The sequence below is a fragment of the Flavobacterium swingsii genome, assembly GCF_900111965.1.
Taxonomy (GTDB): Bacteria; Bacteroidota; Bacteroidia; order Flavobacteriales; family Flavobacteriaceae; genus Flavobacterium; species Flavobacterium swingsii.
This window is the reverse complement of record NZ_FOJT01000002.1, coordinates 265,063-291,909: the sequence shown is the minus strand read 5'-3', so window position 1 is coordinate 291,909 and position 26,847 is coordinate 265,063. Positions and strand designations below refer to the sequence as shown.

At 32.9% G+C, this 26,847-nt stretch carries 26 protein-coding genes; 8 read left to right on the top strand and 18 right to left on the bottom strand.

From position 1 onward, the window contains the following. Positions 1–201: 201 nt before the first annotated feature. The 3 genes from BM053_RS04145 to BM053_RS04135 all read left to right on the top strand — a co-directional run bounded on the left by BM053_RS04145 (position 202) and on the right by BM053_RS04135 (position 3,075). Positions 202–1,596 carry a type III PLP-dependent enzyme domain-containing protein gene (locus BM053_RS04145; RefSeq protein WP_091474333.1) on the top strand — a complete coding sequence of 465 codons (1,395 nt, stop codon included), beginning with the start codon at positions 202–204 and terminating at the stop codon, positions 1,594–1,596. Positions 1,597–1,677: 81 nt separating this feature from the next. Further along, entirely contained in the window at positions 1,678–2,649 is a 972-nt protein-coding gene (locus BM053_RS04140; RefSeq protein ID WP_091474331.1) for a deoxyhypusine synthase family protein, read from the top strand. A gap of 9 nt (positions 2,650–2,658) precedes the next feature. Continuing rightward, positions 2,659–3,075 (top strand): DNA primase, encoded by a 417-nt coding sequence (locus BM053_RS04135; RefSeq protein ID WP_091474329.1) that lies wholly within the window; start codon positions 2,659–2,661, stop codon positions 3,073–3,075. A 62-nt stretch (positions 3,076–3,137) separates the two neighbouring features. On the opposite strand, the gene BM053_RS04130 is transcribed toward BM053_RS04135, so the two are convergent. The 7 genes from BM053_RS04130 to BM053_RS04100 all read right to left on the bottom strand — a co-directional run bounded on the left by BM053_RS04130 (position 3,138) and on the right by BM053_RS04100 (position 9,505). Then, entirely contained in the window at positions 3,138–3,467 is a 330-nt protein-coding gene (locus BM053_RS04130; protein WP_091474327.1) for a ribonuclease Z, read from the bottom strand. A gap of 9 nt (positions 3,468–3,476) precedes the next feature. After that, positions 3,477–4,403 carry an aspartate carbamoyltransferase catalytic subunit gene (locus BM053_RS04125; protein ID WP_091474326.1) on the bottom strand — a complete coding sequence of 309 codons (927 nt, stop codon included), beginning with the start codon at positions 4,401–4,403 and terminating at the stop codon, positions 3,477–3,479. A gap of 1 nt (position 4,404) precedes the next feature. Then, complete coding sequence (gene pyrR, locus BM053_RS04120) at positions 4,405–4,941, bottom strand: bifunctional pyr operon transcriptional regulator/uracil phosphoribosyltransferase PyrR (RefSeq protein ID WP_091474324.1); 537 nt, start codon at positions 4,939–4,941, stop codon at positions 4,405–4,407. An 84-nt stretch (positions 4,942–5,025) separates the two neighbouring features. Further along, complete coding sequence (locus BM053_RS04115; protein WP_091474322.1) at positions 5,026–6,303, bottom strand: glycosyltransferase family 4 protein; 1,278 nt, start codon at positions 6,301–6,303, stop codon at positions 5,026–5,028. Then, positions 6,300–6,674 carry a fluoride efflux transporter CrcB gene (gene crcB, locus BM053_RS04110; RefSeq protein WP_091474320.1) on the bottom strand — a complete coding sequence of 125 codons (375 nt, stop codon included), beginning with the start codon at positions 6,672–6,674 and terminating at the stop codon, positions 6,300–6,302. Before crcB ends, BM053_RS04115 begins: the two co-directional genes overlap by 4 nt. After that, positions 6,675–9,116, bottom strand: a complete 2,442-nt coding sequence (locus tag BM053_RS04105) for a YfhO family protein (RefSeq protein ID WP_091474318.1) — start codon at positions 9,114–9,116, stop codon at positions 6,675–6,677. 113 nt (positions 9,117–9,229) lie between these two features. Further along, positions 9,230–9,505: a DUF4834 family protein gene (locus BM053_RS04100; RefSeq protein WP_091474316.1), complete on the bottom strand. Its 276-nt coding sequence runs from the start codon at positions 9,503–9,505 to the stop codon at positions 9,230–9,232. Positions 9,506–9,612: 107 nt separating this feature from the next. On the opposite strand from BM053_RS04100, the gene BM053_RS04095 reads away from it, so the two are divergent. Genes BM053_RS04095 through BM053_RS04085 form a run of 3 tightly spaced genes read left to right on the top strand, consistent with a single transcriptional unit; the run spans position 9,613 to position 12,616 of the window. Beyond that, the gene (locus BM053_RS04095; protein WP_091474314.1) at positions 9,613–10,680 is read left to right on the top strand and encodes a transporter; all 1,068 of its coding nucleotides are present in this window, start codon (positions 9,613–9,615) and stop codon (positions 10,678–10,680) included. Further along, entirely contained in the window at positions 10,680–11,798 is a 1,119-nt protein-coding gene (locus BM053_RS04090) for a GTP cyclohydrolase (RefSeq protein WP_091474312.1), read from the top strand. The genes BM053_RS04095 and BM053_RS04090 overlap by 1 nt, the downstream gene beginning before the upstream one ends. An 11-nt stretch (positions 11,799–11,809) precedes the next feature. Further along, entirely contained in the window at positions 11,810–12,616 is an 807-nt protein-coding gene (locus BM053_RS04085) for a tetratricopeptide repeat protein (RefSeq protein ID WP_167357284.1), read from the top strand. A 52-nt stretch (positions 12,617–12,668) separates the two neighbouring features. On the opposite strand, the gene BM053_RS04080 is transcribed toward BM053_RS04085, so the two are convergent. The 4 genes from BM053_RS04080 to BM053_RS04065 all read right to left on the bottom strand — a co-directional run bounded on the left by BM053_RS04080 (position 12,669) and on the right by BM053_RS04065 (position 17,030). Further along, on the bottom strand, positions 12,669–13,928 hold the full coding sequence (locus BM053_RS04080; RefSeq protein ID WP_091474308.1) for a cysteate-C-fatty acyltransferase: 1,260 nt from the start codon (positions 13,926–13,928) through the stop codon (positions 12,669–12,671). Positions 13,929–14,192: 264 nt separating this feature from the next. Then, on the bottom strand, positions 14,193–14,840 hold the full coding sequence (locus BM053_RS04075; protein WP_091474306.1) for a hypothetical protein: 648 nt from the start codon (positions 14,838–14,840) through the stop codon (positions 14,193–14,195). Between the two features lie 84 nt (positions 14,841–14,924). Beyond that, complete coding sequence (purB, locus tag BM053_RS04070; RefSeq protein ID WP_091474305.1) at positions 14,925–16,268, bottom strand: adenylosuccinate lyase; 1,344 nt, start codon at positions 16,266–16,268, stop codon at positions 14,925–14,927. A gap of 72 nt (positions 16,269–16,340) precedes the next feature. After that, a complete protein-coding gene (locus tag BM053_RS04065) occupies positions 16,341–17,030 on the bottom strand; it encodes an SIR2 family NAD-dependent protein deacylase (RefSeq protein WP_091474303.1) in 690 nt (229 codons plus the stop codon). A gap of 62 nt (positions 17,031–17,092) precedes the next feature. Between BM053_RS04065 and BM053_RS04060 the strand changes: the two genes are divergently transcribed. Next, a complete protein-coding gene (locus BM053_RS04060) occupies positions 17,093–17,746 on the top strand; it encodes a TrmH family RNA methyltransferase (protein ID WP_091474301.1) in 654 nt (217 codons plus the stop codon). 21 nt (positions 17,747–17,767) lie between these two features. On the opposite strand, the gene BM053_RS04055 is transcribed toward BM053_RS04060, so the two are convergent. The 3 genes from BM053_RS04055 to BM053_RS04045 all read right to left on the bottom strand — a co-directional run bounded on the left by BM053_RS04055 (position 17,768) and on the right by BM053_RS04045 (position 20,816). Continuing rightward, the gene (locus BM053_RS04055) at positions 17,768–19,177 is read right to left on the bottom strand and encodes an MBL fold metallo-hydrolase (protein WP_091474299.1); all 1,410 of its coding nucleotides are present in this window, start codon (positions 19,175–19,177) and stop codon (positions 17,768–17,770) included. 71 nt (positions 19,178–19,248) lie between these two features. Next, positions 19,249–20,034, bottom strand: a complete 786-nt coding sequence (locus tag BM053_RS04050) for a sulfite exporter TauE/SafE family protein (RefSeq protein ID WP_091474297.1) — start codon at positions 20,032–20,034, stop codon at positions 19,249–19,251. 29 nt (positions 20,035–20,063) lie between these two features. Beyond that, positions 20,064–20,816 (bottom strand): carboxypeptidase-like regulatory domain-containing protein, encoded by a 753-nt coding sequence (locus BM053_RS04045; protein ID WP_091474295.1) that lies wholly within the window; start codon positions 20,814–20,816, stop codon positions 20,064–20,066. 211 nt (positions 20,817–21,027) lie between these two features. On the opposite strand from BM053_RS04045, the gene BM053_RS04040 reads away from it, so the two are divergent. Further along, on the top strand, positions 21,028–21,489 hold the full coding sequence (locus BM053_RS04040) for an SRPBCC family protein (protein ID WP_317040202.1): 462 nt from the start codon (positions 21,028–21,030) through the stop codon (positions 21,487–21,489). A gap of 143 nt (positions 21,490–21,632) precedes the next feature. On the opposite strand, the gene BM053_RS04035 is transcribed toward BM053_RS04040, so the two are convergent. From BM053_RS04035 to BM053_RS04020, 4 genes are all read right to left on the bottom strand, one after another. Then, the gene (locus BM053_RS04035; protein WP_091474290.1) at positions 21,633–23,606 is read right to left on the bottom strand and encodes a DEAD/DEAH box helicase; all 1,974 of its coding nucleotides are present in this window, start codon (positions 23,604–23,606) and stop codon (positions 21,633–21,635) included. A 100-nt stretch (positions 23,607–23,706) separates the two neighbouring features. Beyond that, positions 23,707–24,279 carry a non-canonical purine NTP diphosphatase gene (locus BM053_RS04030; protein WP_091474289.1) on the bottom strand — a complete coding sequence of 191 codons (573 nt, stop codon included), beginning with the start codon at positions 24,277–24,279 and terminating at the stop codon, positions 23,707–23,709. Between the two features lie 18 nt (positions 24,280–24,297). Beyond that, positions 24,298–25,770 carry an IMP dehydrogenase gene (guaB, locus tag BM053_RS04025; RefSeq protein WP_091474287.1) on the bottom strand — a complete coding sequence of 491 codons (1,473 nt, stop codon included), beginning with the start codon at positions 25,768–25,770 and terminating at the stop codon, positions 24,298–24,300. A gap of 188 nt (positions 25,771–25,958) precedes the next feature. Continuing rightward, complete coding sequence (locus tag BM053_RS04020; RefSeq protein WP_091474285.1) at positions 25,959–26,825, bottom strand: hydroxymethylglutaryl-CoA lyase; 867 nt, start codon at positions 26,823–26,825, stop codon at positions 25,959–25,961. Between the last annotated feature and the right edge of the window lie 22 nt (positions 26,826–26,847).

Genomic DNA, 26,847 nt, shown 5'->3' with positions numbered 1-26,847 from the left:
CAACAACAATAATCAATTTCGAAAACCTAAAAATGGTTTTATAAATTCTGTTTTAAGAAAACGGGACGATTTGTTGGCTTTATTTTCGATAAATTCATTTAGACAGAACGAATTAGAAATAATTTTTGCAAATATTCGAGTTTGATTAAAAAGTAGCTTATTTTTTTTATACTTTTAATCTATTAAACCTCTGATAAATAAATGAATACAAAATATTCTGACTTAATAAATCAAACATACTACTTCCCACAAGAAGAATTCACTCTTGCAAAAGACAACCTTCAATTTCACAATATTGATTTGATGAAATTAGTGGAGCAATATGGAACACCATTAAAGTTTACCTATTTACCACAAATTTCCAGCAACATAAAAAGAGCCAAAAGTTGGTTTAGAAATGCCATGGAAAAAAACAATTACGAAGGTAAATATTACTATTGTTATTGTACAAAAAGTTCTCATTTTGAATATATTATGAATGAAGCTTTCAAAAACAACATTCATATAGAAACTTCTTCCGCTTTCGACATCAATATTGTTGAAAATTTATTGCAAAACGGAAAAATAAATAAAAGCACATATGTAATTTGTAACGGTTTCAAACGTGACCAATACATAGAAAATATTGCTAGAATTATCAATAACGGGCATAAAAATACTATTCCAATTATAGATAATTATGAAGAATTAGATTTGCTTCAAGCAGAAATAAAAGGAAAATTTAAAATTGGAATTCGTATTGCTGCCGAAGAAGAACCAAAATTTGAGTTCTATACGTCACGATTAGGAATTGGATATAAAAATATTGTTCAGTTTTATAAAAAACAAATTCAGGAAAATGATAAATTAGAGCTGAAAATGCTTCACTTTTTTATCAATACAGGAATAAATGATAATGCCTATTATTGGAATGAATTGGTAAAATGTATCAAAGTATATATTTCACTAAAAAAAGAATGTCCAACATTAGATGGGCTTAATATTGGTGGCGGATTTCCTATCAAAAACTCCTTAGCATTCGAGTACGATTATCAATATATGATTGACGAAATCATCAATCAAATAAAAATTGCCTGCGAAGAAGCAGAAGTTGATGTACCAAATATTTTTACTGAATTTGGATCATTTACAGTAGGAGAAAGTGGAGGTGCGATTTACCAGATTTTGTATCAAAAACAACAAAACGATAGAGAAAAATGGAATATGATAGATTCTTCTTTCATAACCACATTACCAGATACTTGGGCGATAAATAAGCGTTTTATCATGTTAGCTATAAACCGTTGGAACGACCAGTACGAAAGGGTTTTACTAGGGGGAATGACTTGCGACAGCGACGATTATTACAACTCAGAGCAAAATATGAATGCCATATATTTGCCAAAATACAATAAAGAAAAACCTTTATATATTGGTTTCTTTAACACAGGCGCTTATCAAGAGACAATAGGCGGTTACGGAGGATTACACCACTGTTTGATTCCGCAGCCAAAACATATTTTGATAGATAGAGATGAAAACGGTATTATTGCAACAGAGATTTTTTCTGAACAACAAAAGGCCGAAGACGTACTAAAAATATTAGGTTACAAATAAATAACAAAACCCATTCGATTAAATACATAACTGAATCTACACCCGAGCGATAGCGAACGGATGAAATAAATAAACAAGAAAATGAAAGGACCAATAAGTCAGTTTATCGAAAAACACTATTTGCACTTTAATGCAGCCGCATTAGTCGATGCTGCAAAAGGCTACGAAGAACATTTACTAGACAATGGTAAAATGATGATTACACTTGCAGGAGCAATGAGTACTGCCGAACTAGGGAAATCATTAGCAGAAATGATTCGTCAAGACAAAGTACACATTATTTCTTGTACAGGAGCGAATCTTGAAGAAGACATTATGAATCTTGTAGCGCACAATTCGTACAAAAGAGTGCCTAATTACAGAGATTTAAGTCCACAAGAAGAAAGAGATTTGTTAGACAATCACTTCAATAGAGTTACCGATACTTGTATTCCAGAAGAAGAAGCTTTCCGTCGTTTGCAATCTCATTTGTTTCATATTTGGAACAAAGCAGAACAAGCTGGCGAGAGATATTTTCCGCATGAATTTATGTATCAAATGATAAATTCTGGTGTTTTGGAGCAATATTATGAAATAGACCCAAAAGATTCTTGGATGGTTGCTGCAGCAGAAAAAAACTTGCCAATCGTAGTTCCAGGTTGGGAAGACAGTACTATGGGAAATATTTTCTCTTCTTACTGTATCAAAGGAGAATTTACAGCTACTACTATGAAAAGTGGTATCGAATATATGATGTGGTTGGCAAAATGGTATCCTGAAAACTGCGAAGGAAAAGGAATTGGTTTCTTCCAAGTTGGTGGTGGTATTGCAGGAGATTTTCCTATTTGTGTGGTTCCAATGTTGTACCAAGATATGGAAATGCATGACATACCTTTTTGGAGTTATTTTTGCCAAGTTTCAGACTCAACAACCAGTTATGGTTCGTATTCTGGAGCAGTACCAAACGAAAAAATTACTTGGGGAAAATTAGATATTGATACTCCAAAATTTATCGTCGAATCTGATGCTACAATCGTAGTTCCACTTATATTTGCTTACATTTTAGATCTATAATATATATTTATGAAAAGAGTTATTGTTGATTATTCAAAACTTACAGGAGAAATTTTAAACTTATTGGTCGAAAAATTTCCCGACGGATATGATGATTCGAATATCGTGCGTTTTAAAAATGCAAAAAACGAAACTATCGAAGCGGTTGAGGTACGTACTGTTGACACTATTTTTCTAGTGAAAATAAGCACCAAGCTTTCTGACAGAATAATAAACTACGATGAAGATGATGAGTTAGCAGATGATGTTGATGTAGAAGACAATTCTATCGACGCACTAAAAGAACTCGAAATTGATGATGATGCCGATGACGATGACGACTTAGAAAAAGCTGACACAAATGACGGAGATGATTCTGACGACGACGATGATGACGATAAGGACGAACCAATAGATGAGGATTCTGACGAAGATGATGAAGACTAAATAATAAAAAAGGAACTCAAATTGAGTTCCTTTTTTTTATGTTTTAATATAAATATAGTAGACTAAAATCCTAAATCTCTTTCTATTTCTTCCATTTCAATAATATCATGAGCCTCCAAAACCGAAGGTACTACCACAATTTTTTTTGTATTTGCATTAAAATCAAATTCAGAAGCAACAATCACAAATGATTTTTTCTCTTTTTTATGTTTTTTATAAAAATCGGCAAACAATAAAATATCTTTAGCAATCAAACTTTTATAAGATGATAAATCAATTATCAAATTATGTTTGCTAAAGCTTGTGTCATGATCTAATTTCAACAAAAATGAAGCTAAATCACCTTGCGTATCTTTTATAATAATAGTATGTCCTTTTTCTTCTACTTTCATATAACAAATTTACTTAATTTTTGAAGCCAATAGATAAATTACTGCCATTCTTATGGCAACTCCATTTTCAACTTGGTTTAATATTACTGATTGTTTAGAATCCGCAACATCGCTTGTAATTTCTACACCACGATTTATAGGTCCAGGATGCATGATTACAATTTCTTTATTTAGAGAATCTAATAATTTTTTATCCAAGCCATATTGCATGGCATATTCCCGTGTTGATGGAAAATAACTAATGTCTAGTCTTTCGTTTTGCACGCGTAACATATTGGCTACATCGCACCATTCCAGAGCTTTTCGCAGGTTTGGTTCGACTTTTACACCTAATGCTTCAATATATTTTGGGATTAATGTTTTGGGACCACAAACCCGAACTTCTGCACCTAATTTTTGTAAAGAATATATGTTTGAAAGCGCTACTCGTGAATGCAAAATATCACCTACAATCACTACTTTTTTTCCTGAAACATCACCTAGTTTTTCACGAATTGTATAAGCATCTAATAAAGCTTGCGTTGGGTGTTCGTGTGCGCCATCACCAGCATTTACAATACTTGCTTTTACATTTTTAGACAAAAAAACTGCCGCTCCTGGCGATGCATGTCGCATAACCACCATATCAACTTTCATCGAAAGTATATTGTTTACGGTGTCTACCAATGTTTCTCCTTTAGTTACTGATGAGCTTGATGCTGCAAAATTTATAACATCTGCCGAAAGGCGTTTTTGTGCTAATTCGAATGATAATTTAGTTCTTGTACTGTTTTCAAAAAATATATTGGCAATGGTTATATCTCGAAGTGAAGGAACTTTTTTAATAGGTCTATTAATTACTTCTTTAAAATGGTCGGCGGTTTCAAAAATGAGATTTATATCATTCTCATTAATGTATTTTATTCCTAATAAATGATTTACGCTTAATTCCTTCATCTTATTTTGTAATTAATTCTACTGAATCTTCTCCCGTTGTTTCAGACCAATTTACGACCACTTTTTCGTTATTTATAGCATCAACTTGACGACCACGATAATCTGGCTGTATTGGTAAATGACGACTAAAACGTCTGTCTATTAGTACCAAAAGCTCTACTTCGCTAGGTCTTCCGAAGGATTGTATGGCAGATAGTGCTGCATTAATACTTCGTCCTGTATAGAGGACATCGTCTATAAAAATTACTTTTTTGTTTTCGACAAGGAAATCTATTTGGGTTTTATTTGCTTCGAGTGTTTCGCCACGACGAAAGTCATCTCTAAAAAAAGTAATGTCCAAAAATCCTAAAGCAATATTTTTTATTTGATATTCCTCTTGCAGAATTTGTTTTAATCTATTGGCAAGTTGTGTTCCACGAGGCTGAATTCCTATCAGAATAGTATTGGAAAAATCGAGATGATTTTCTATTAACTGACAAGCCAAACGGTGAAGTATGATGGAAACTTCTTTGTGGTTGAGCAAAATTTTTTGACTCATAATAGTTTGTGTGTTTGGAATACAAAAATAAGTTTTTTTTTGGATTAAAAAAACAATTAAAATTTGTGCTAATTCTTTAAAATACTAACGTACGAGTTTTGATAGTTTTTCTGTCAAATTCTTTCTTGAATATTGTTGCAATCCAACTGGTGAAACCGTCAGTTTTTGTGTTAAATACAATTCGAAATAAGATAAAATTTGATTCTTTAATCTCTCTTTTTGATCATAAGTAAAGAAAACTCCTGTGTTTGTTTCTGTGATAATTTCAGCAAAATCAGAACCTTTAGGTCCAATCGCAATTATAGGTCTTTCGGAAACCATGTATTCGAATAATTTCCCTGGAATGATGCTTTTAGTTTCTGGCGAATCTATTTCTATCAACAGTAAAATTTGAGATTTCTTTTGATATTCAACTGCTTCTTTATGAGAAACATAACCGAGGTTATTTATATAAGAATTTAGATTAAAAGTATCAATTGCATCTAAAATTTCTTGGCTTACTTTCCCAATTAGTTTTAATTGAAAATGGTTTGCGAATTTTTCGTTTTCAGCAATTAATTCACTCAAAGATTCCCATAAAATCATAGGATTTCTATCTGACAAAAAGGAACCAATATGTGCTAATGTAAATTTTTCATCTAATGATTGTTTTGAAATATTTTCTACATCATAACCATTTGTAATTACTTCAATTGGTTTTGATGTAATTGCCTGAAATTCGGCTTTTGTCGTTTTACTTGTTACAATAATGGTATCGGCAGTATTTAAAACATTTCGTTCTAAATTTTTATGCTTTTTTTCGGCATAAGAAGATAGTTTTAATGCCGAATGGTAACCAATTGTTGTCCAAGGATCACGAAAATCGGCAAACCATTTTACATTCAAATTTTGCTTCAATTTTAATCCAATTAAATGCAAACTATGTGGTGGTCCTGAAGTAATTATAGTATCGATATTGTTTTCTGAAATATACTTTTCTAAGTATTTCACAGATGGTTTTACCCACAAAATTCTTGCATCGGGAATAAATAAATTACCACGAACTATCAGTAATAACTTCTGAATAAAACTTTGTTTCTTCTGATTTGGAATAATACCAGAACTAATGCCTTTTGTACTTTTTTTTGAGAAAATAGAAGCCAATTGGTAAGGTTCAACAATTTTATTTTTTAAAATAATAGCTTGGTTTGAAACTTCACTAACCAAACCTTCATCTACAATTGGATACGTCGGATTTTCTGGAATATAAACAATCGGTTGAATATTATAATCAGGTAAATATTTTACAAATTTAAGCCAACGCTGCACACCTGGTCCGCCAGCTGGTGGCCAATAATAAGTTATGATGAGGACTTTTTTCATAATCCTTTAGCAATTGTTAATCCTGCCCAAGTTGCCATTAATCCTAAGAAAACACTTAGACTAATATATAAAAAAGCAATTAGCATTTGATTACTTTGCAATAATTGTACATTCTCGTTAGAAAATGCAGAAAACGTAGTGTAACCACCACAAAATCCTGTGATTAAGAACAATTTTAAATCCTGAGAAACAGCATTTTGTTTTTCTAAATAACCAAAGAATAATCCTATGAGCAAACAGCCAATAATATTAGTTATAAAAGTCGCGTAAGGAAAAGCGGTTTGCACATATTTGTTCATAACAACAGTCGTTAAATAGCGTAAAACACTACCTAGTCCTCCGCCAAGTGCTATGTAAAATATGGTTTTCAATTAAGCTTTTTTGCGTTTGGTTTCATAATAAATTCCGCCACCTAATAATAGTAAAATTCCGATGAAACTTAATAAAGAAATCATACTTCCGGTTTTTATAACTTGTGGCTCAAATTTGAATTCTATAGTGTGTTTTCCTGCAGGAATTGACAAACCTCGTAAGGCATAATCGACTCTATCATGATAGGTTATTTTTCCATCTATATAAGCATTCCAACCATTTTTATAATACATTTCAGAGAAAACTGCGTAACCTAAATTCGGATTATTTGAAATGTATTTTAGCTCGTTTGGTTCGTATGAAGTTAGTTTTATTGTTGCTTCATCTGTTTTATAAGTTTCATCTTTAATAAAATTTCCTTTGTTAAAATTAAATACATCGTCCGAAGTTTTATTTCTAATTGCAACATTTTTTGTATCTAATTTATCCAAAGATTTCATTTCTGCATCAGCAGAATTTACAAATTTTACCTCCTTTACAAACCAAGCATTTCCGTTAGCTTGTGTATTATGAATAGCTATTTTTTCTCCTTTTTCGTTGGTTTGAATTAAATATTTAACATTTAGCATATTTACTACTTCCATGTTATTCTTAGCAATTTGATAATCGAATAAATCTTGCATTCTTCTAGGCTTTACTGCACTATAACCTCCGATTGATTTATGAAAATAAGAAGCTCTTGGATCACTCATCACATTTTGAGAAACTTCGAAAACACGATAATACGATTTGTCTTTTAATATACTTGCATCTAGTTCGGTTTCTTGAATTGGCTGCTCTACTTCTTGCTTAGATACAAAATTAGAATTATTTAGATAATTTTTATCAATAAAAAACAAATCCGAAATCATTATTATTCCTACAACTATCACGGCTACTTTATGAGAAATGGTATTTTTTATAGACAACCATAACACTCCAAAAGCCATTAAGATTAGAAATGAGGAACGTAACAAATCAGCAGAAAACATTGTTTTTCTGTCTAATTTTAAGGCATCAATAAATTCTGGTCCATAAGATTCCGCTAAATAACGATCGCTTCCTCCTGCAAAACTAAAACTTCCTTTGAAAACGAATAACAAAGCTAAAATTCCGATACTTACAGAAGCTGATTTCCATAAGTTTGTCCATTTTTCTTTATCATCTAGTTTAAAGAACGACTGTAATCCCATAATTGCAAGAACTGGCATACATATTTCGAGTATCACTTGTATCGATGAAACGGCTCTAAACTTATCATACATTGGTACGAAATTGATAAAGAAATCCGTCAATATTGAAAAATTCTTTCCCCAAGAAAGTAATAATGTTACAATTGCTCCTGCCAGAAAAACATATTTTATTTTTCGTTTATCACAAAAAAGAGCTATTACTGCTAAGAAGAAAACTACAGCACCAATATATGCGGGAGCAGCTACAATAGGTTGATCTCCCCAATAAGTAGGCAAACCTTTTACGATTTCCTGTGCTTGATCTTCAGGTACATTTTGCGCAACTACATATTCGTACATGGCAGAATTAGTTCCTAAATTTTCATTATTTGAACCTCCAAAAATTCTTGGAGAAATTAGATTAAAACTTTCGGCTATACCATAACTATATTCAGTAATATAATCATAAGTCATACCTCCAAAATTGTTGTTTTTAGTACCATCAGGATTATAAGTTAGTTGGCTTTTTCCACGTGTACTTTCTTTAGCATATTCCGAAGTAGCCATTAAACTAGTTGCATTTGTTCCTACGGCAAATAATCCTGCGATAGCAAAAGTTCCAAAACTATACAATAGTGGTTTATATTCCTTGCTTTTAATGGCTTTGTACACAAAATAAACCAATACTATCAATAAAAATATCAGAAGATAATAAGTCATTTGTGGGTGATTTGCATTAATTTCTAATGCAGCGGCAAACAATGTGAGCAAACCTCCAAGTATATATTTTTTTTGTTGTAAGACCAATAAAACTCCAGCAATAACCATTGGCATATAAGCAATCGCATGGGCTTTTGCATTGTGACCAACTCCTAAAATAATTACTAAATAGGTAGAAAAACCAAAGGCTAAGGCTCCAAAAAATGCTTTGAGTGGATTTATTTTTAATACCAAAAGCAAAATGTAAAATCCTAAGAAATACAAAAACATATAATCTGCAGGACGAGGCAAAAACCGAATTAATTCATCAATTTTTTTGATATAATTATGAGGATATTTTGCGCCTAACTGATAAGTTGGCATACCACCAAAAGCAGAATTTGTCCAATATGGTTCGGTATTATTTTCGGCTCTAAAATCATTTTGCTCCTTCGCCATAGCCGTATATTGTACTATGTCTGACTGAAGGATTTTTTTGCCTTGTAAAACTGGATAAAAATAAATAACAGAAACTAATACAAAAGCAAAAATAGCCAATGCATGTGGGTAAAATCGTTGTAACTTGTTCATAAAGTAATGATGTTGAATCAAAATAAGGCGTGAAGATAATGAAATTTTAGAATTCAGATATTAGATTTTAGATTTTTATGTAGCTACTTAAACTCTAATCTGAAATCTGACTTCTACTCTACTTCCTCATAATCGATATAATCTCCAACTTGCTTCGTAGGTTTTTTTTCGAAGTTTTTAGATTCTTTTTTAGGAGTTTGAGAATCTTGATTATTTTGCTGATTAAAAGGATTTTGGTTTTGATGTCTTTCGAAATTGTCCTGTACTTTATTGACAGCCTTTTGCAAAAGTATTGGCAAAAAGATGCGTGACAAGAATTTGATTAGGTAATAAAACCCAATCATATAAATTATTGTTTTAAAAAAACCATTAAAAGAAGCTTCTTGCATTGTCTAATTTTTTATCAAAAATAATAAAACTAAATTTTAAAACTGAATTTTGATTCTTAAAATAATGATAAAATTACTACATTTGATTTCTTGAAAATAAATTTTTTATGAAATTACTCAAATCGATAGTTATAACAAGCGTTTTATTAACTTCAATTGCAAATTACGGTCAATTTACCGATCAGATAAACTCTAATAGACCAGGAAAATCTATGGGAGCATTTGCCGTTGGAAAAAAAATATATCAGGTAGAAAGTGGAGTCTATTACATTAACGAATCTCATGATGTAAGAAATTATGACGCTCGTGGATTCGGTTTAGATTTTGCTGCTCGTGGCGGATTTATAAAAGAACAATTAGAATTTATTTTAGAAGCTCAATTTCAATTAGATAAATATTCAGCAGAAAATTTTAGTACTGGCAGAAGTGGTTTAAAACAAACTCTTTTTGGTGCAAAATATTTGTTTTATGATCCGTTCAAAAAAGGACCAGCAAAACCAAATATATACAGTTGGAAAGCAAACCACAGAATGAGTTGGAAACAGTTTATTCCTGCAATATCAGGTTATGTAGGTGCAAATTATGTAATGAAAAACGATTACAGCATTCCAGACGAATCGGTAATTAGTCCTAAAGTTATGCTTATTACACAACATCATTTTGGTATGAAATGGGTTTTAGTTAGTAATATAATTGCAGATAAAATCACGTCGAATAATTCAAGTTTTGGGTCTATATTCACTTTAACGAGAGGAATTAACGAAAAATGGTCTGCTTTTGTAGAAAACAAAGCAATAAAAGGAGATTATTATTCTGACGGAATATTTACAATAGGCGCCACACATTTACTAAAAAACCACATACAAGTTGATGCTTCGATTAGTAAAAACATCAAATCGACACCATCATTATTATACGGAGGAATTGGTTTTTCTTGGCGTTTCGACAAAAAACACAAAGACATTCAAATTAAAGACGGAAAAGAAGTAAAAGAAGAGAAAAAAGACAAAGATTCGAAAGGTGTTAAATCGCAAGAAGAATTAGATAAAGAAAAAGCTAAAGCTGAGAAAAAAGCTAGAAAAAATAAACCTGACGGAGAAGAAGAGCCAGTTCCTGAAACAAAGAAAAAACGTTTAGACGATCTCGAAGAAGAAACTCCAACTCCAACTCCGTAATGATTACTATAAAAGAAGCCAAAACGAAGAGTGAACTTACCCATTATATCAAGTTTCCTTTTTCACTATATAAAAATAATAAATATTGGGTTCCGCCGATTATTGCCGATGAACTTGAAACTTTCGATAAAGTCAAAAATCCTGCTTTCGAAAACGCAGAAGCCTATTTTTATTTAGCCTATCGCGATAATAAAATCGTTGGAAGAATTGCTGCAATTATAAATTGGAGCGAAGTAAATGACCAACAAAAAAGCAAAGTTCGTTTTGGCTGGTTCGATGTTATTGATGATATTGAAGTCACCAAAGCATTGCTCGAAAAAGTACAAGAATTAGGTAAAAAAAACAATCTTGATCATATAGAAGGTCCTATGGGATTTTCTAATCTGGACAAAGTGGGCGTACTTACCGAAGGATTTGAAGAAATAGGAACCATGATTACTTGGTACAATTTTCCTTATTATGCGACTCATTTTGAGCAATTGGGTTTTGTTGTCGAAAAAGAATATATAGAAAGTAAATTCCCTTTCGAGAACGTAAAATTAGAGTTTTTCGACAAAGCGCAAGAACTTATAAAAAGACGTTACAACCTGAAGGCTTTAAATTTCAAAAAAACAAAAGACGTTTTACCTTATGTAGACAAAATGTTCGATTTGTTTAATACTTCTTATGCAAACTTGTCTTCTTTTGTAGCCATTTCGGACGTTCAAAAAGAATATTTCAAGAAAAAATACATTTCGTTTATCAATCCAGAATATATCAAATTTGTAGAAGATAAAGATGAAAATATAGTAGCTTTTGCTATTGTTATGCCTAGTTTTTCGACAGCTTTACAAAAAGCCAAAGGCAAGCTTTTCCCTTTTGGATTGTTTCATTTATTAAATGCCAGAAAAAACAGCAAAGACGTTACTTTTTATCTAATAGGTGTTCATCCAGAATATCAAAACAAAGGAGTTCATGCTATTATTTTCAAAGAAATGCACACCACATTTACCAAAAAAGGAATTCAAAATTGTATTCGAACACCAGAATTAGCGGACAATCATGCGATACATTTACTTTGGAAAAATTTTGACCCTAAAATTATTTGCAGAAGAAAAACGTTTAGGAAAGAATTGTAAAATATTTTATGATGAAAAAAATATTATTTCTACTTTTTTTAATGTCCAATTTAATGTTTGGACAAACCGAATTATTAAATAATAATACTGCAACCCAAATTGATTCGACTTTATGGCAAGGTGTTAGAAACCGGATTAAAGACCAAACTTTTTTCATCAAAATCAATCCTACTGGAGAAAACTATTTTAAAAGAGCAAAATTAAAAGGCGAAATAGAAGATTATAATGGAGCCATATCTGATTTAGATTTAGCTCTTAAATTATCTCCTAATGAACTAGCTATTTATTATACTCGTGGTGGATATAAAGAAAGAATAAACGATTTGAATGGAGCATTAGAAGATTTTACAAAAATAATTATTTCCAAACCTAGTTTTGAATGGGGTTGGCACGACAGAGCATTAATAAATATAAAACTTAAAAAATATGAAAATGCTGAAAAAGATTTAATAAAAGCACTAGAATTAAAACCAAATTGGGGTATGGCAATTTTTGCTCAAGGATTAATGTATGATAAGAAAAAAGAATATGAAAAATCTATATTATATTATACTAAAAGTTTAGAAATTAATCCTGAAAATTACTTAGCTTTTAATAATATTGGTTTTATAAATTTTATGCTTAAAAAATATGATTTAGCAATATATAATTATTCAAAAGCAATAGACTTAAATTTAAAATATTTTAATGCATATCGAAATCGTGCAGATGCTAGAATTGCAAAAAAAGATTTTTCGGGTGCTTGTCAAGATTTAAATATTGCGTCAGGATTAGGCGACTTGAAAGCCAAAGAATACTACAAAGAATATTGCAAATAAAACAAAAAAATCCATTCAAATGAATGGATTTTTTTTATAAATCTAAAATTAATTAAGAAACATCAACCGTAGTTCTGTCTGCAATTTCTTTATACGTTCCGTTTACTAATTTCTCACGAATGGCTTCAAAAGCAGTAAGAGTTTCATCAATATCGGCAATCGTGTGCGACGCTGTAGGAATCATTCTTAACAAAATCATACCTTTAGGAATTACAGGATAAACCACAATCGAAAGGAAAATACCATAGTTTTCTCTCAAATCATTTACCATAATCATCGCTTCTGGGATAGAACCTTCCAAATAAACTGGTGTAATACAAGTGTTTGTATCACCAATATTAAATCCTTTTTCTCTCAATCCGCTTTGTAACGCATTTACATTTACCCAAAGTTTGTCTTTTATTTCAGACGATTCACGCAATAATTCTAAACGTTTTAGTGAACCAATTGTTTGAATCATTGGCAACGCTTTAGCAAACATTTGAGAACGTAAATTATATTTTAAGTAATCGATAATATCTTTATCGGCAGCTATAAAAGCTCCAATATTTGCCATCGATTTTGCAAAAGTCGAAAAATAAACATCAATTTCATCCTGAACTCCTTGCTCCTCACCTGCTCCAGCACCAGTTTTTCCTAGTGTTCCAAAACCATGCGCATCATCTACTAGCAAACGGAAATTGTATCTTTTTTTCATTTCTACAATTTCTTTCAACTTACCTTGTTGCCCACGCATTCCAAAAACACCTTCAGTGATAAACAAAATTCCACCACCAGTTTCAGTAGCTAATTTTGTAGCACGTTGCAGGTTTTTCTCCATACTCTCCACGTCGTTATGACGGTATGTAAAACGTTTTCCCATGTGCAAACGAACACCATCTATAATACAAGCGTGTGCATCGACATCGTATACAATAACATCATTTTTAGTTACTAAAGCATCAATAGTTGACACCATTCCTTGGTAACCAAAATTCAATAAATAAGCCGATTCTTTCATTACAAAAGCAGCCAATTCTTCTTCTAATTGCTCGTGATACTTAGTGTGACCAGACATCATACGAGCACCCATAGGATAAGCCGCACCATATTGTATCGCCGCATCAGTATCTGCTTTTCGAACTTCTGGATGATTTGCAAGACCCAAATAGTCATTCAAACTCCAGTTTAATATATTTTTTCCTTTAAATTGCATTCTCGGACCCAATTCGCCTTCCAATTTTGGAAACACAAAATATCCTTCCGCCTGCGAAGCCCATTTTCCTAATGGTCCTTTATTGTTTTGAATTCTTTCGAATAAATCTTTTACCATAATATTAAAATCTAAATTTTAAATCCCGTTCCGACAACTTCGGAATTGGTTGCGAAATTAATTATTTAATCTCTCTTATCATAATTTTTTTTAGGAGCAATTTCCTGCTGTTCACTCTATCTTTTGCTTTCTAAAGAAAAAAGCAAAAGGATGCCGTTTCCATCAGGGCTAAAAATACCGTTTTCATAATAAACATTACTTTTAAATTAGCCTTATCCCAATTTCATGAAACCTCTGTTAGCAGAAGGTTGAATAATTATATGTTCAAATTTTATTTTTCATTCTATTTTTCGTACTTAAATATCCGCCCCAAAGTGTTGATAATGGCGCTAAAGATATAAAAATTGATGGTTTTAATTCCATTCCCTTAAATACTGCAATTAAAACTGATATAATTAGTATTGAAGTTATAATGACTAAAAAAGGAAATAACCAAACTTGTTCAAAAAAAGATTTCTTCCTAATTAATTCAATATTATTTTCAGTTTTATACTTTTCAATTTTGTTTTCAAGTTCTTGACAAAAAACATCAAATTTCATCGGATTACAAAAATTTGAATTTGAAACTATTCCAATTTTTTTTCCGCTTTTAAGTTTTATATTTAAAGTTGTGCCATTATAAATATGAATTTGATAATTTTTAATTTCATTTAAGTTAATTTTTTCCTCTGCTCCATTTAGGTTAAACTCAATTTCACAATCACTAATTGTTGCAAATCCTTTTTTAGGGATTTTTTTTCGGTTAAGCCAAAATATGAGAATAGGAATTCCTAGAGAAATTGTTATTAAAATAAGGAAATTTAAATTCAATTGAAGAGTTATAAATAGAAGTGCAATAAATGTAATTAAACAAATCATAAATAAACGAAAAGCAAATTTAGTATCGTTAAATTCAAAATCATATTTGGTCATTATTTTTGTTTTTTTTAAGTTTGTTTTGAACGCAATTTTGTCAGCAATTTTCTGCTAACTTGCTAATTTGTCTTCAATCAGAAATTATATTCCCAAAAAGTTACTTGGTGTAATCACTAACAATTCATTTTTAATGGCATCAGAAACATCTAAAGTAGCAATAAAATCATGAATCGCTTTTTTATCAATCGTTGTGTTGGTTCTTGTTAGTCCTTTCAAGGCCTCGTAAGGATTTGGATAACCTTCGCGACGCAAAATCGTTTGAATAGCTTCTGCTACAACTGCCCAGTTTTTCTCTAAATCTTCGTAAAATTTCGGTTCGTTTAATAGCAATTTATTTAAACCTTTTAGCGTTGCTTCAAAAGCGATTAAAGTATGTCCCATGGGCACACCAATATTTCTTAAAACCGTACTGTCAGTCAAATCGCGTTGCAATCTAGACAATGGTAATTTTGCCGAAAGGTGTTCGAAAATAGCATTGGCAATTCCTAAATTCCCTTCCGAATTTTCAAAATCAATTGGATTTACTTTGTGTGGCATTGCCGATGATCCAATTTCGCCTGCTTTTATTTTTTGCTTAAAATATTCCATCGAAACATACGTCCAAACATCTCTATCTAAATCGATTATAATGGTATTTATTCTTTTTAAAGCATCAAAAAATGCAGCAAAATGATCGTAATGTTCTATTTGTGTTGTAGGAAAAGAATGGTGTAAACCTAGTGTATCTTCTACAAAATTACTACCAAATTTTCTCCAATCGGTATTTGGATACGCAACATGGTGTGCGTTGTAATTTCCTGTAGCACCACCAAATTTAGCTGCAAAAGGAATGTTAAACAACAAACGCATTTGCTCTTCCAATCGTTCTACAAAAACGCCAATTTCTTTTCCCAAACGTGTTGGCGAAGCGGGTTGTCCGTGGGTTCTGGCTAACATTGGCACTGCTGCCCATTCTACACTTAACTCTTTTAGTTTGGAAACCAAACCTATTAATGATGCCAAATAAACTTTTTCGAACGCTTCTTTTGTAGAAAGCGGAATCGCTGTATTATTTATATCTTGAGAAGTTAATCCGAAGTGAATGAACTCTTTATATTGTGACAAACCTAACTTTTCGAAAGCTTCTTTGATAAAATATTCAACTGCTTTTACGTCGTGGTTCGTTGTTTTTTCGGTTTCTTTTATCCAAAGTGCATCTTCGGTCGAAAAGTTTTTGTAAATATTTCGTAAATCCTCGTATATATTTGGATTCACTCCTGAAAGTTGCGGCAAATTAGCCTCGCAAAGCGCAATAAAATATTCAATTTCTACTAGAACTCGATATTTTATTAAGGCTTCTTCAGAAAAATAGGTTGAAAGTGATTTTGTTTTACTTCTATAACGACCATCTATTGGCGAAACAGCATTCAATTCAGTTAGTTGCATTTGTTGTGTTGTTGTTTAAAAGCGCAAAGATAAACAGATTTTATGTTTTTAGGTTTTAGGTTTTAGGTTTTTTTATTGAAATTTTTCAAGCTCTTTCCTAACAATTTCCATTCCTTTAGAACCCGTTGTAGAAACTACTTTAATATCGTTTGGCGAATCATAAATCGTTGCCGGATTAGGATCAATATAATAAACAGATATGTTTGGGTTGGCAAAATTTATTAATCCAGCCGCAGGATAAACTTGCAATGATGTCCCAATAATGATTAAAACTTCCGCTTGTTGCACTAATTCTATGGCATATTCTAAAGCAGGAACATCTTCGCCAAACCATACAATATGTGGACGTAATTGATTTCCTTTATCATCAAAATCACCAAGATTTAAATCTTCCGACCAATTCAAAATATAATTTTCCTTTTTTGTACTTCTGACTTTCAACAATTCGCCATGCAAATGCAAAACATTTGAACTTCCTGCACGTTCGTGTAAATCATCAACGTTTTGAGTTATAATTTGAACATCAAATTTATTTTCTAATGCTGCCAGAATCTGATGTCCAGCATTAGGCTCTACTTCCTTGAGTTGCTGTCTTCTCTTGTTGTAAAAATCAAGAACTAATTTAGGATTTTTATGCCAACCTTCTGGCGTAGCAACATCCATAACGTTATGAGCTTCCCAAAGTCCATCACTATCACGAAATGTTTTTATACCACTTTCAGCAGAAATTCCGGCTCCAGTTAAAACAACTAATTTTTTCATTTTTATTATTTGGAACTAAAACTACACAATTTCACTATTTTTGCCAAAACAAATAGTATAAAATGGTCGATTTAGATTACTTAGCTTTTTTAGAAAACATATTGACAGACAACCGAAAAGAAAAATTTTTGAAAGTCTTAGAAAACAGAACAAACCATTTTACAATTGCCGTAGAAGATATTTTTCAGATGCATAATGCGAGCGCTGTTATGCGCAGTTGCGAGGTTTTTGGAATTCAGGAACTTAATGTAATCGAGGAACGTTATGGCAAAAGCATCGATAAAGAAATTGCAATGGGCGCACAAAAATGGGTCGATATTAATACTTTCGATAGTGTTTCTAATTGTATAGAGACTTTAAAAAATAAAGGTTACCAAATCATTGCGACCACACCACACGAAAATGATTGTTTGATGGAGGATTTTGATATTTCTAAACCAAGCGCTTTGTTTTTTGGTACCGAAAGAGATGGTTTATCGGAAGAAATTCTCAAACAAGCTGATGGTTTTCTGAAAATTCCTATGGTTGGTTTTACCGAAAGTTTGAATATCTCGGTTTCAGCAGCGATTATCATTCAGAATTTGACTGAAAGATTACGTAAATCTGATGTAAATTGGCAATTATCTGATGACGAAATTCTAGAAAAAAGATTGGCTTGGGCAAAAAGCTCTATTAAGGATATTAAAAGAATTGAGGCTAGATATTACAATAACTAGCCTCGATTTCAGTTCTTATTTTTAAAATTTACTTTGACAAACAAAATCGGTTTTTGGTAAATTTGTTTTTGCAATCGCATTGTAACCGCCTTCTATTTCGGTGAAATTTCTGTAACCTCGAGCTTGCAATATCGACGCTGCAATCATACTACGATAACCGCCAGCACAATGCATAAAGAAATGTTCTTGCGGATTGATGTCTTTTACCCAATCGTTTATTGCGGCCAAAGGTTTGCAAAATGCTTCTTCGATATGCTCGGCGCTATATTCTGTTTCTTTGCGAATATCTATAACTTTGCTTTCGCCAATTTTTACTTGATTTTCAAATTCAGTAGCAGTAATTCGGTTTACAGTATCTATTTCTTTTCCTGTATTTTTCCATGATTCGAAACCGCCTTGCAAATGTCCTAATACATTATCGAAACCTACTCGGCTTAGTCTAGTTACAGTTTCTTCTTCTTTACCAATGTCTGAAACTATGATTATTGGCTGGTTTACATTAGCAATTAGCGCTCCAACCCAAGGAGCAAAATCGCCAGCAATACCAATATTTATAGATTGCGGAATGTGTCCTTTAGCAAAATCACCACTGCTTCTGGTATCTAAAACTATTGCTCCCGTTTCTTCAGCAATAGCTTCAAATTCAGTAACAGATAATGATTTCATACCATTATGTAATACATTTTCAAAACTAGGAATTCCTGATTTATTCATAGCAACATTCATTCCAAAATAAGAAGGCGGAGGTAGCAAACCATCAGTAACTTCGGTAATAAATTCGGCTTCGGTCATATTGGCTCTTAGTGCATAATTCAGCTGTTTTTGTTCTCCAATTGTCGATACAGTTTCTTTACTCATATTTTTGCCACAAGCAGAGCCAGCACCATGTGCGGGATAAACCGTTACATCGTCAGCAAGTGTCATTACTTTTGTTCTTAACGAATGAAAAAGCATTCCAGCCAACTCATCTTGCGTCATCGATGCTGCTTTTTGTGCCAAATCCGGACGACCAACATCTCCAATAAATAAAGTATCTCCTGAGAAAATAGCTTTGTCTTTTCCGTTTTCATCAATAAGTAAAAAACAAGAACTTTCCATGGTGTGACCAGGTGTGTGCAAAGCTTTTATTTTGATGTTTCCTATGGTAAATTCCTGATTATCATTGGCAGAAATAAATTCGAAATCAGGATTTGCGTTTGGCCCATAAACAATTTTAGCTCCCGTTTTTTTGCTTAAATCTAAATGCCCTGAAACAAAATCCGCATGAAAATGAGTTTCAAAAATATATTTCAGTTTTACATTATCTCTTTCTAATCGACCAAGATAAGGTTGAATTTCACGTAACGGATCGATAATTGCAGCTTCGCCATTTGAAGTGATGTAGTAAGCACCTTGCGCCAAACAACCTGTATATATTTGTTCTATTTGCATTGTATTATAATTGATATTATTAGACAAAAATAAGTCATCTATTGTTTAAAATAGAATTATTGATTTAAAGTTTATAAAAAAAATTCTTTCGATATAATATAAATTCCCATGATCAATACAAACCAACCAAAAGCTGGTTTTAGTTTCGAACCATCTATTTTTTTTGATAAATGAGTTCCTATAAACATTCCAAAAATTGCTATTGATGAGATGATAAATAGTAATTTATAGTCCAGTTGAATTCCGTTTATGACATCTCCACCAAATCCTATAATCGAATTGATAAAAATGATAAATAAGGAAGTTCCTATAGCTTGTTTCATTTCTAAACCAGCAAAAAATATTAATGCCGGAATAATAAGAAAACCACCACCAGCTCCTAAAAATCCTATTACAAAACCAACAATTAATCCAATAAGTGATAATTGAATAAAACTTATTTCTTGCATTTTTTTATCAGCATTTGACCTTTTTATCATCGAAACTGAGGCAAAAATCATCAATATTGCAAAAACAAGCATGATGAGTGAATTTTTTGTGAACTCAAAATTATTGATAAAAAATAAATGATTTGGAATATTAGGCAACACTATTTCTCTAACGAATAATAATGATATTACTGATGGAAAGGTAAAATACAAAGCTGTTTTTAGTTTTAAATTCCCTAACAAATAATGCTTATAAGAACCTATTAATGCAGTTATTCCGACTATAAATAATGAATAACTGGTCGCATTCTCTGGATTTATTTTAAATAAATAAACTAAAATAGGTATGGTAAGTATAGACCCGCCACCACCTATTAATCCTAATGAAATTCCTACAAGTATAGAAGCAAAATAGCCTAAATATTCCATTACTATGTTTTATGTTTGAATGAAGAAAACTATTTTTTCAAAACTTTATATTCCTCATAACAGCCGTTTATAGCATCTAAAATTTGCAAATCATTTGCCGTTTGTACAAATGCTTCAGAATAACTGCAACGTTGCAAAATATCGGCAAGTTCCTTTTTATCGATACCTAAAAGTAAGTAAATAGTTTGGTGATCGTACTTTGTTTGAAGCAAATTTCTTAGATTTTCATCTTTTTTTAATTCCTTAAGTCTTCTAAGTTCTTTCGGCTTTTTTCCAAAGAAATTATAAAGCATATCGGCTGGATTAAATAAGGAATTCATAACCCGACCAAAAGCTTTTGGGGAACTCTCGCCAGCTTCATATCGACTTGTTAGTCCCGAAATATTGTACCAATAATTTTCTTTTTCAGGAATGAGTTTCGAATCGACTTCGAGATAACCTGTTAAATCGTATGGAGGAATTACAACTTCCTCGAGCGCATAGGCTTTTTCGGTAAGGTGAATTCGGTTTGCATTACTTTTTATCCAATCATTTGTCACTTTTATTTCGATAGATTGAAAACCCAAACTCGAAACCAATAACACATCATTTACATTGGCTGGAATCTTGAAATTCCCTTTTGCATCAGTCACAGCACCTTTTACTAGGTTTATATTTACGACATTAATATTCCACAAAGGCAACATAGTATTGTCGTTTATGACGGTACCGGAAATAATCGTTTCTTGCGAAATTGCCGAAAATGAAATAAAAAATATAAATAAAATGGTAAAATTTCTCATGCTAAAAATTTGTTGGGCTAATGTAATTATTCATGTTGAGATATTTTCAATTTATATTATAATTATAAGAAAATTAACTATAATTGTTAATTAAATCAGAAATGATATTTGAATGTTTAATCGAAATTTATTAACTTTATACGTTATGGAGCAGCGACCATTAAAAAAAACGGGCGGAACCCAAAAGCCAGACGAGTAGGGATTTACACCAATGTATTTTATGTCAAATAATAGCAGCGTATCGTTACACAGAGTTCTTAAATCTTCTCCTGAAAAAATTTACCGTGCATTTACTGAGGCTAATGCGCTTGCTTCTTGGATACCTCCATATGGTTTTCTTTGTACTGTACATGAAATAACTGTAAAGATGGGGGGGACTTATAAAATGTCATTTCATAATTTCTCAACTGGCAATGGTCACTCATTTGGTGGGAAATATATCGAAATTAAACCTAATGAATTTTTAAAGTATACAGATCAATTTGATGACCCAAATCTTCCCGGTGAAATGATTACGTCCGTTTGGTTGCGTAAAGTTATTGGAGGTACCGAATTAAAAATTTTGCAGGAAGGAATCCCATCTGTTATACCTGTAGAAATGTGTTATTTAGGTTGGCAAGAATCTTTAGAAAAATTGACTAAGTTGGTCGAGCCCGAAATTCCAGACGCATAAAATTTTCTCTTGTACTTATAATCTTTTGTGGTAAATTTACGTAACCACCGTAAATCTGACGAGACAATTTGAACTCATTTTAATAAAAAAAGCCTTGAAAAAATTAATTTTCAAGGCTTTACTATTAAGTCAAAGACTATTATTTAGCTTCTTCTTGGTCTTTTAGGTCTTTCAGAACTTGATTCAGAAGGACGTGGTGTAAAACCTGATCCTGATGAACGTCTTTCGTTTCTTGGCGCTCTGTCTGAAGACTCGCTTCTTTCTGAACTTCTTCCAAAACCACCTTCTCTTGGAGCTGATCCTCTACTAAATCCGCCTTCTCTTGGAGCCGAACTTCTTGATTCGCTTCTTGGTCCAAAAGCACCACCACCAGATCTTGGCGCTGAACTTCTTTCTCCTCTAAAACCTCCTCCGCCAGAACTTCTTCCGCCACCGAAACCACCACCAGAACTTCTTCCGTTGTGATCACGACGTCCAGAGCTTGAACCACCGTCATTTTTAGAGATTTCAACGTTTATTCTTCTTCCGTTAAGGTCGAATCCGTTAAGAACTTCCATTACTTTATCAGTATGTTCTGCATCGGTATTAAAGAAAGAGAAACCTTCTTTTACATCTACTTTAAATACATCATCACGACCTAAGTCTAATGTTTCTTTTAAGAAATCTTTCAATTGCATCCAATCGAAATCGTCTCTAGAACCAATGTTTACAAAATAACGCGTTGCGCCATTGTTGTTATTCTCTCTTGGAGCACCATCTCTATCATCACGCTCACGTCTGTCTGAACCTGAAGATTGATTAGAAATATCTCTGTTTTTCTTGTAGTAAGCAATAAAACGATTAAATTCTACCGATACCATTTTCTTAATTAGCTCTTCTTTAGATAAATCTTCTAAAACGCTATTAATAGCTGGTAAATAGTTGTCAATTTCGTGATCAACTTCAGTATCTTTAATTTTGTTTGCTAAGTGTAATAATTGGATTTCGCAGATTTCGATTCCTGAAGGAATTGTTTTTTCTTCAAACTTTTGTTTGATAATTCTTTCGATAGAAGAAATTTTGCGAATTTCACTTTTAGTTACAATAACAATAGAAGTTCCTAGTTTTCCTGCACGTCCGGTACGACCAGAACGGTGGTTATAGGTTTCTATTTCGTCTGGCAATTGGTAATTTACAACGTGTGTAATATTATCAACATCGATTCCACGAGCAGCAACATCAGTCGCTACAAGCATTTGGATTTGTCTACCACGGAAAGCTTTCATAACACCATCACGTTGCGCTTGAGATAAATCTCCGTGCAAAGCAGCAGCACTATAACCATCTTCGACTAATTTTTCAGCCACAGCTTGTGTATCACGTTTTGTTCTACAAAAAACTACAGAAAAAATGTCTGGATTAGCATCGGCTAAACGTTTCAAAGCTTCGTAACGATCACGTGCATTTACTAGGTAAAATTCGTGAGAAACTGTTGCAGAACCTGAGTTTTTAGCTCCTACAGTAATTTCTATTGGATCGGTCATGAATTGTTTTCCAATTCTAGCTACCTCAGCAGGCATTGTTGCAGAAAACAACCAAGTGTTTTTCTCGTCTGGAGTTGTAGATAAGATGTTTACGATGTCTTCGTAGAAACCCATGTTTAACATTTCGTCAGCCTCGTCAAGAATACAGTAGTTTATTTGAGAAATGTCAACTAATCTTCTGTTAATCATGTCTTGCATTCTTCCTGGAGTTGCCACAATAATTTGCGCTCCTCTTTTGATGTCTCTTGCTTGTTCTGTGATACTTGCACCACCATAAACTGCCACTACATTAATACCTTTTTCGTATTTTGAGTAGTTTTTAAGTTCGTTTGTAATCTGCAAACATAGTTCGCGAGTAGGTGATAAAATTAACGCCTGTGTATTTCTATTGTTGGCATCAATTTTTTGAATGACTGGAAAACCAAAAGCTGCCGTTTTCCCTGTCCCTGTCTGAGCCAACGCAACTAAATCAATGTCTTTTTCCAATAGCATCGGAATCGCTTTCTCTTGTACTTCGGTCGGATTCTCAAATCCTAGATCGATAATCGCACGTAGTAGCGATTCTGTCAATCCTAATTGTTCAAATTTGTTCATTATTTATTTTTAAATTCGGTGCAAAAGTACATCGAATAAACGAGATAAACTAATGTTAAATCGAGAATTAAAAATTTATTAACAATTGAAAATCAATAAGTTACTTTTTAAAGAAAGCAATAAGTTGTCTTGTAGCTTTGCCACGATGGCTAATATTTGCTTTTTCTTCGAGCGAAATTTGAGCAAACGTATGTTGATAACCTTCAGGCTGAAAGATGGGATCGTAGCCAAAACCTTGATTCCCAAGCTTCTCTTTAGTGATTTCTCCTTTAGCAATTCCTGTAAATAGATGTTGTTCGTTATTAATATTTAAACAAATAACGGTTTTGAATTGGGCGTTTCTATTGGTTTTATTGTCTAATTCAATTAACAACTTATCCATATTATCATTGTCATTACGTTGTTCGCCAGCATAACGAGCGGAGAAAACACCTGGTTCGCCATTTAGTATTTCAACTTCTAACCCTGTATCGTCAGCAAAACAATCGTAACCATATTTTTGAGTTACATAATTCGCTTTTAGAATAGCGTTTCCTTCGATGGTATTGGCTGTTTCGGGAATATCCTCGTGACAGCCAATATCAGAAAGGCTTAGTATTTTGATGCTTTCTGGGAGCATACTTTGTATTTCTTGTATTTTATTTTTGTTGTTTGAAGCGAATACGAGTTGCATGATTTGGATTGTTTTTAATTACCTCGAATAATTAGGTGCTTCCTTAGTGATAGTCACATTATGTGGGTGACTCTCTCCTATTCCGCTAGTTGTAATTCTCACAAAACGTCCAGTTTCTTGCAACGTTGCAATGTCTTTAGAACCACAATAACCCATTCCTGCACGAAGTCCACCAACAAATTGTTGCATACTTTCATTCAATTCTCCTTTGTATGGTACACGACCTACAATTCCTTCGGGAACTAATTTTTTGATATCGTCTTCTACATCTTGAAAATAACGGTCTTTCGATCCTTCTTGCATGGCTTCAACAGAGCCCATTCCTCGATAAGATTTGAATTTTCTTCCTTCAAAAATGATGGTTTCTCCTGGAGATTCTTTAGTTCCTGCTAAAAGTGAACCCAACATCACACAATCTGCTCCAGCTGCAATAGCCTTAGGAATATCACCTGTATAACGAATTCCACCATCGGCAATTACTGGAACTCCAGATCCTTTTAGTGCTGCTGCGACTTCTAATACTGCAGAAAATTGAGGAAATCCTACTCCTGCAACGACTCTTGTGGTACATATAGAACCTGGTCCGATACCTACTTTGACAGCATCAGCACCATTTTGTGCTAAATATAAGGCGGCTTCTGGCGTAGCAATATTTCCTACTACTACATCTAAATCAGGGAATTTTGCTTTTACTTGTTTCAAAACATCTACTACTCCTTTTGTATGTCCGTGGGCTGTGTCAATAATTACTGCATCGACACCTGCTTTTACAAGTGCTTCAGCTCTTTCAACCGCATCGGCAGTAACACCAAGTGCTGCGGCAACACGCAAACGACCAAACTTGTCTTTGTTAGCGTTTGGTTTTTGAGTCAGTTTTGTAATATCTCTAAAAGTGATTAAACCTACTAATTTATTGTTTGGATCTACTACCAATAATTTTTCGATTTTGTGTCCTTGTAAAATAATTTCTGCTTCTTGCAATGAAGTTCCTACAGCTGCTGTAACCAAATTTTGCGAAGTCATTACTTCGGTTATCAGTCTATTATTATTTTTTTCGAAACGTAAATCACGATTGGTTACGATTCCTTTTAGTGTTTGATTTTCATCTACAATTGGAATTCCACCAATACCGTATTCGCGCATTACTTGTTTGGCATCTGCTACGGTTGCTGATAATGGTAAAGTAACTGGATCGATTATCATACCTGATTCGGCACGTTTTACTTTGCGTACTTCGGCTGCTTGTTGCTCGATAGTCATGTTTTTATGCAAAACTCCTATTCCGCCTTCTTGTGCCATTGCTATTGCCATAGCACTTTCGGTAACAGTGTCCATCGCTGCGGAAACAACTGGTGTGTTTAGAGTAATATTTCTTGAAAAATGTGTTTTGATACTTACTTCGCGTGGCAATATCTCTGAATAACTTGGGATAAGTAATACGTCATCGTAAGTTAGTCCTTCTCCGATGATTTTAGAATTGTGTGCTTTCATGTGCAATTTGTAGTTGTAGTTAAATTGCGTGCAAATATAGTGATTTTTTTGTTTATTCGGTAATTTGGTTATTCGTTTATTTGTCTTTACCGATTTGCCCTAGCCCAGATAGGAACGATATCCTTTTTGAGAGCCTTTTCGGCGATACAAAAAGATATAGTGGATAGCTGGAATAGCTCCTAAAAATGCTAATGATATAAATTGAATATTTTTGATGCTTCGTTATAGGCACTTTCGAAACTCATTGGACTGGTATTTGTATTTTCTTTTTGTGTGGTAAAATAAGATAACATTTTCTCCGTAGGCATATTTCCTGTCAAATCGTCTTTTGCCATAGGACAACCACCAAATCCCTGAATCGCTCCATCATAACGACGACAACCTGCTTTGTAAGCGGCGTCTATTTTCTCATGCCACTTGTCTGGTGTGGTATGCAGATGAGCACCGAACTCGATATTTGGGTATTTTGGTATTAAATTGGAGAATAAATAACGAATCACTTCTGGTGTTGATGAACCTACAGTATCCGAAAGGGAAAGAATTTTTACGCCCATATTGGCGAGTTTCTCTGTCCATTCTCCTACAATTTCAACATTCCAAGGATCTCCATAAGGGTTACCAAATCCCATAGAAATATAGGTTACGACTTCTTTATTTGTTCTGTCGGCAATGTTTAAAATTTCTTGTAAGGTAACCAGAGATTCTGCAATAGTTTTGTGGGTATTTCGCATTTGGAAATTCTCCGAAATAGAAAACGGAAATCCTAAATATTGAATTTCTTTGTGAATAGAAGCGTTTTCAGCACCTTGTGTGTTGGCAATAATAGCCAATAATTTACTTTGGGTTTGTGACAAATCAAGTTGTGCTAAAACTTCTACCGTGTCTTGCATTTGTGGAATGGCTTTTGCCGAAACGAAACTCCCAAAATCGATAGTATCAAAACCTACTCGCAAAAGCGATTGAATATAGGCAACTTTTTTCTCGGTAGGTATAAACGCCTTGATACCTTGCATGGCATCACGAGGACATTCGATAATTTTTATTGGTTGGCTCATTTAAAAAGGCAAAGTGGTAAAG

Excerpts from the sequence above, each read along its gene's own strand:
- BM053_RS04145 (WP_091474333.1), top strand. The coding sequence starts at position 202 with ATGAATACAAAATATTCTGACTTAATAAATCAAACATACTACTTCCCA.
- BM053_RS04140 (WP_091474331.1), top strand. The coding sequence starts at position 1,678 with ATGAAAGGACCAATAAGTCAGTTTATCGAAAAACACTATTTGCACTTT.
- BM053_RS04135 (WP_091474329.1), top strand. The coding sequence starts at position 2,659 with ATGAAAAGAGTTATTGTTGATTATTCAAAACTTACAGGAGAAATTTTA.
- BM053_RS04130 (WP_091474327.1), bottom strand. The coding sequence starts at position 3,467 with ATGAAAGTAGAAGAAAAAGGACATACTATTATTATAAAAGATACGCAA.
- BM053_RS04125 (WP_091474326.1), bottom strand. The coding sequence starts at position 4,403 with ATGAAGGAATTAAGCGTAAATCATTTATTAGGAATAAAATACATTAAT.
- pyrR (WP_091474324.1), bottom strand. The coding sequence starts at position 4,941 with ATGAGTCAAAAAATTTTGCTCAACCACAAAGAAGTTTCCATCATACTT.
- BM053_RS04115 (WP_091474322.1), bottom strand. The coding sequence starts at position 6,303 with ATGAAAAAAGTCCTCATCATAACTTATTATTGGCCACCAGCTGGCGGA.
- BM053_RS04105 (WP_091474318.1), bottom strand. The coding sequence starts at position 9,116 with ATGAACAAGTTACAACGATTTTACCCACATGCATTGGCTATTTTTGCT.
- BM053_RS04100 (WP_091474316.1), bottom strand. The coding sequence starts at position 9,505 with ATGCAAGAAGCTTCTTTTAATGGTTTTTTTAAAACAATAATTTATATG.
- BM053_RS04095 (WP_091474314.1), top strand. The coding sequence starts at position 9,613 with ATGAAATTACTCAAATCGATAGTTATAACAAGCGTTTTATTAACTTCA.
- BM053_RS04090 (WP_091474312.1), top strand. The coding sequence starts at position 10,680 with ATGATTACTATAAAAGAAGCCAAAACGAAGAGTGAACTTACCCATTAT.
- BM053_RS04085 (WP_167357284.1), top strand. The coding sequence starts at position 11,810 with ATGAAAAAAATATTATTTCTACTTTTTTTAATGTCCAATTTAATGTTT.
- BM053_RS04080 (WP_091474308.1), bottom strand. The coding sequence starts at position 13,928 with ATGGTAAAAGATTTATTCGAAAGAATTCAAAACAATAAAGGACCATTA.
- BM053_RS04075 (WP_091474306.1), bottom strand. The coding sequence starts at position 14,840 with ATGACCAAATATGATTTTGAATTTAACGATACTAAATTTGCTTTTCGT.
- purB (WP_091474305.1), bottom strand. The coding sequence starts at position 16,268 with ATGCAACTAACTGAATTGAATGCTGTTTCGCCAATAGATGGTCGTTAT.
- BM053_RS04065 (WP_091474303.1), bottom strand. The coding sequence starts at position 17,030 with ATGAAAAAATTAGTTGTTTTAACTGGAGCCGGAATTTCTGCTGAAAGT.
- BM053_RS04060 (WP_091474301.1), top strand. The coding sequence starts at position 17,093 with ATGGTCGATTTAGATTACTTAGCTTTTTTAGAAAACATATTGACAGAC.
- BM053_RS04055 (WP_091474299.1), bottom strand. The coding sequence starts at position 19,177 with ATGCAAATAGAACAAATATATACAGGTTGTTTGGCGCAAGGTGCTTAC.
- BM053_RS04050 (WP_091474297.1), bottom strand. The coding sequence starts at position 20,034 with ATGGAATATTTAGGCTATTTTGCTTCTATACTTGTAGGAATTTCATTA.
- BM053_RS04045 (WP_091474295.1), bottom strand. The coding sequence starts at position 20,816 with ATGAGAAATTTTACCATTTTATTTATATTTTTTATTTCATTTTCGGCA.
- BM053_RS04040 (WP_317040202.1), top strand. The coding sequence starts at position 21,028 with ATGTATTTTATGTCAAATAATAGCAGCGTATCGTTACACAGAGTTCTT.
- BM053_RS04035 (WP_091474290.1), bottom strand. The coding sequence starts at position 23,606 with ATGAACAAATTTGAACAATTAGGATTGACAGAATCGCTACTACGTGCG.
- BM053_RS04030 (WP_091474289.1), bottom strand. The coding sequence starts at position 24,279 with ATGCAACTCGTATTCGCTTCAAACAACAAAAATAAAATACAAGAAATA.
- guaB (WP_091474287.1), bottom strand. The coding sequence starts at position 25,770 with ATGAAAGCACACAATTCTAAAATCATCGGAGAAGGACTAACTTACGAT.
- BM053_RS04020 (WP_091474285.1), bottom strand. The coding sequence starts at position 26,825 with ATGAGCCAACCAATAAAAATTATCGAATGTCCTCGTGATGCCATGCAA.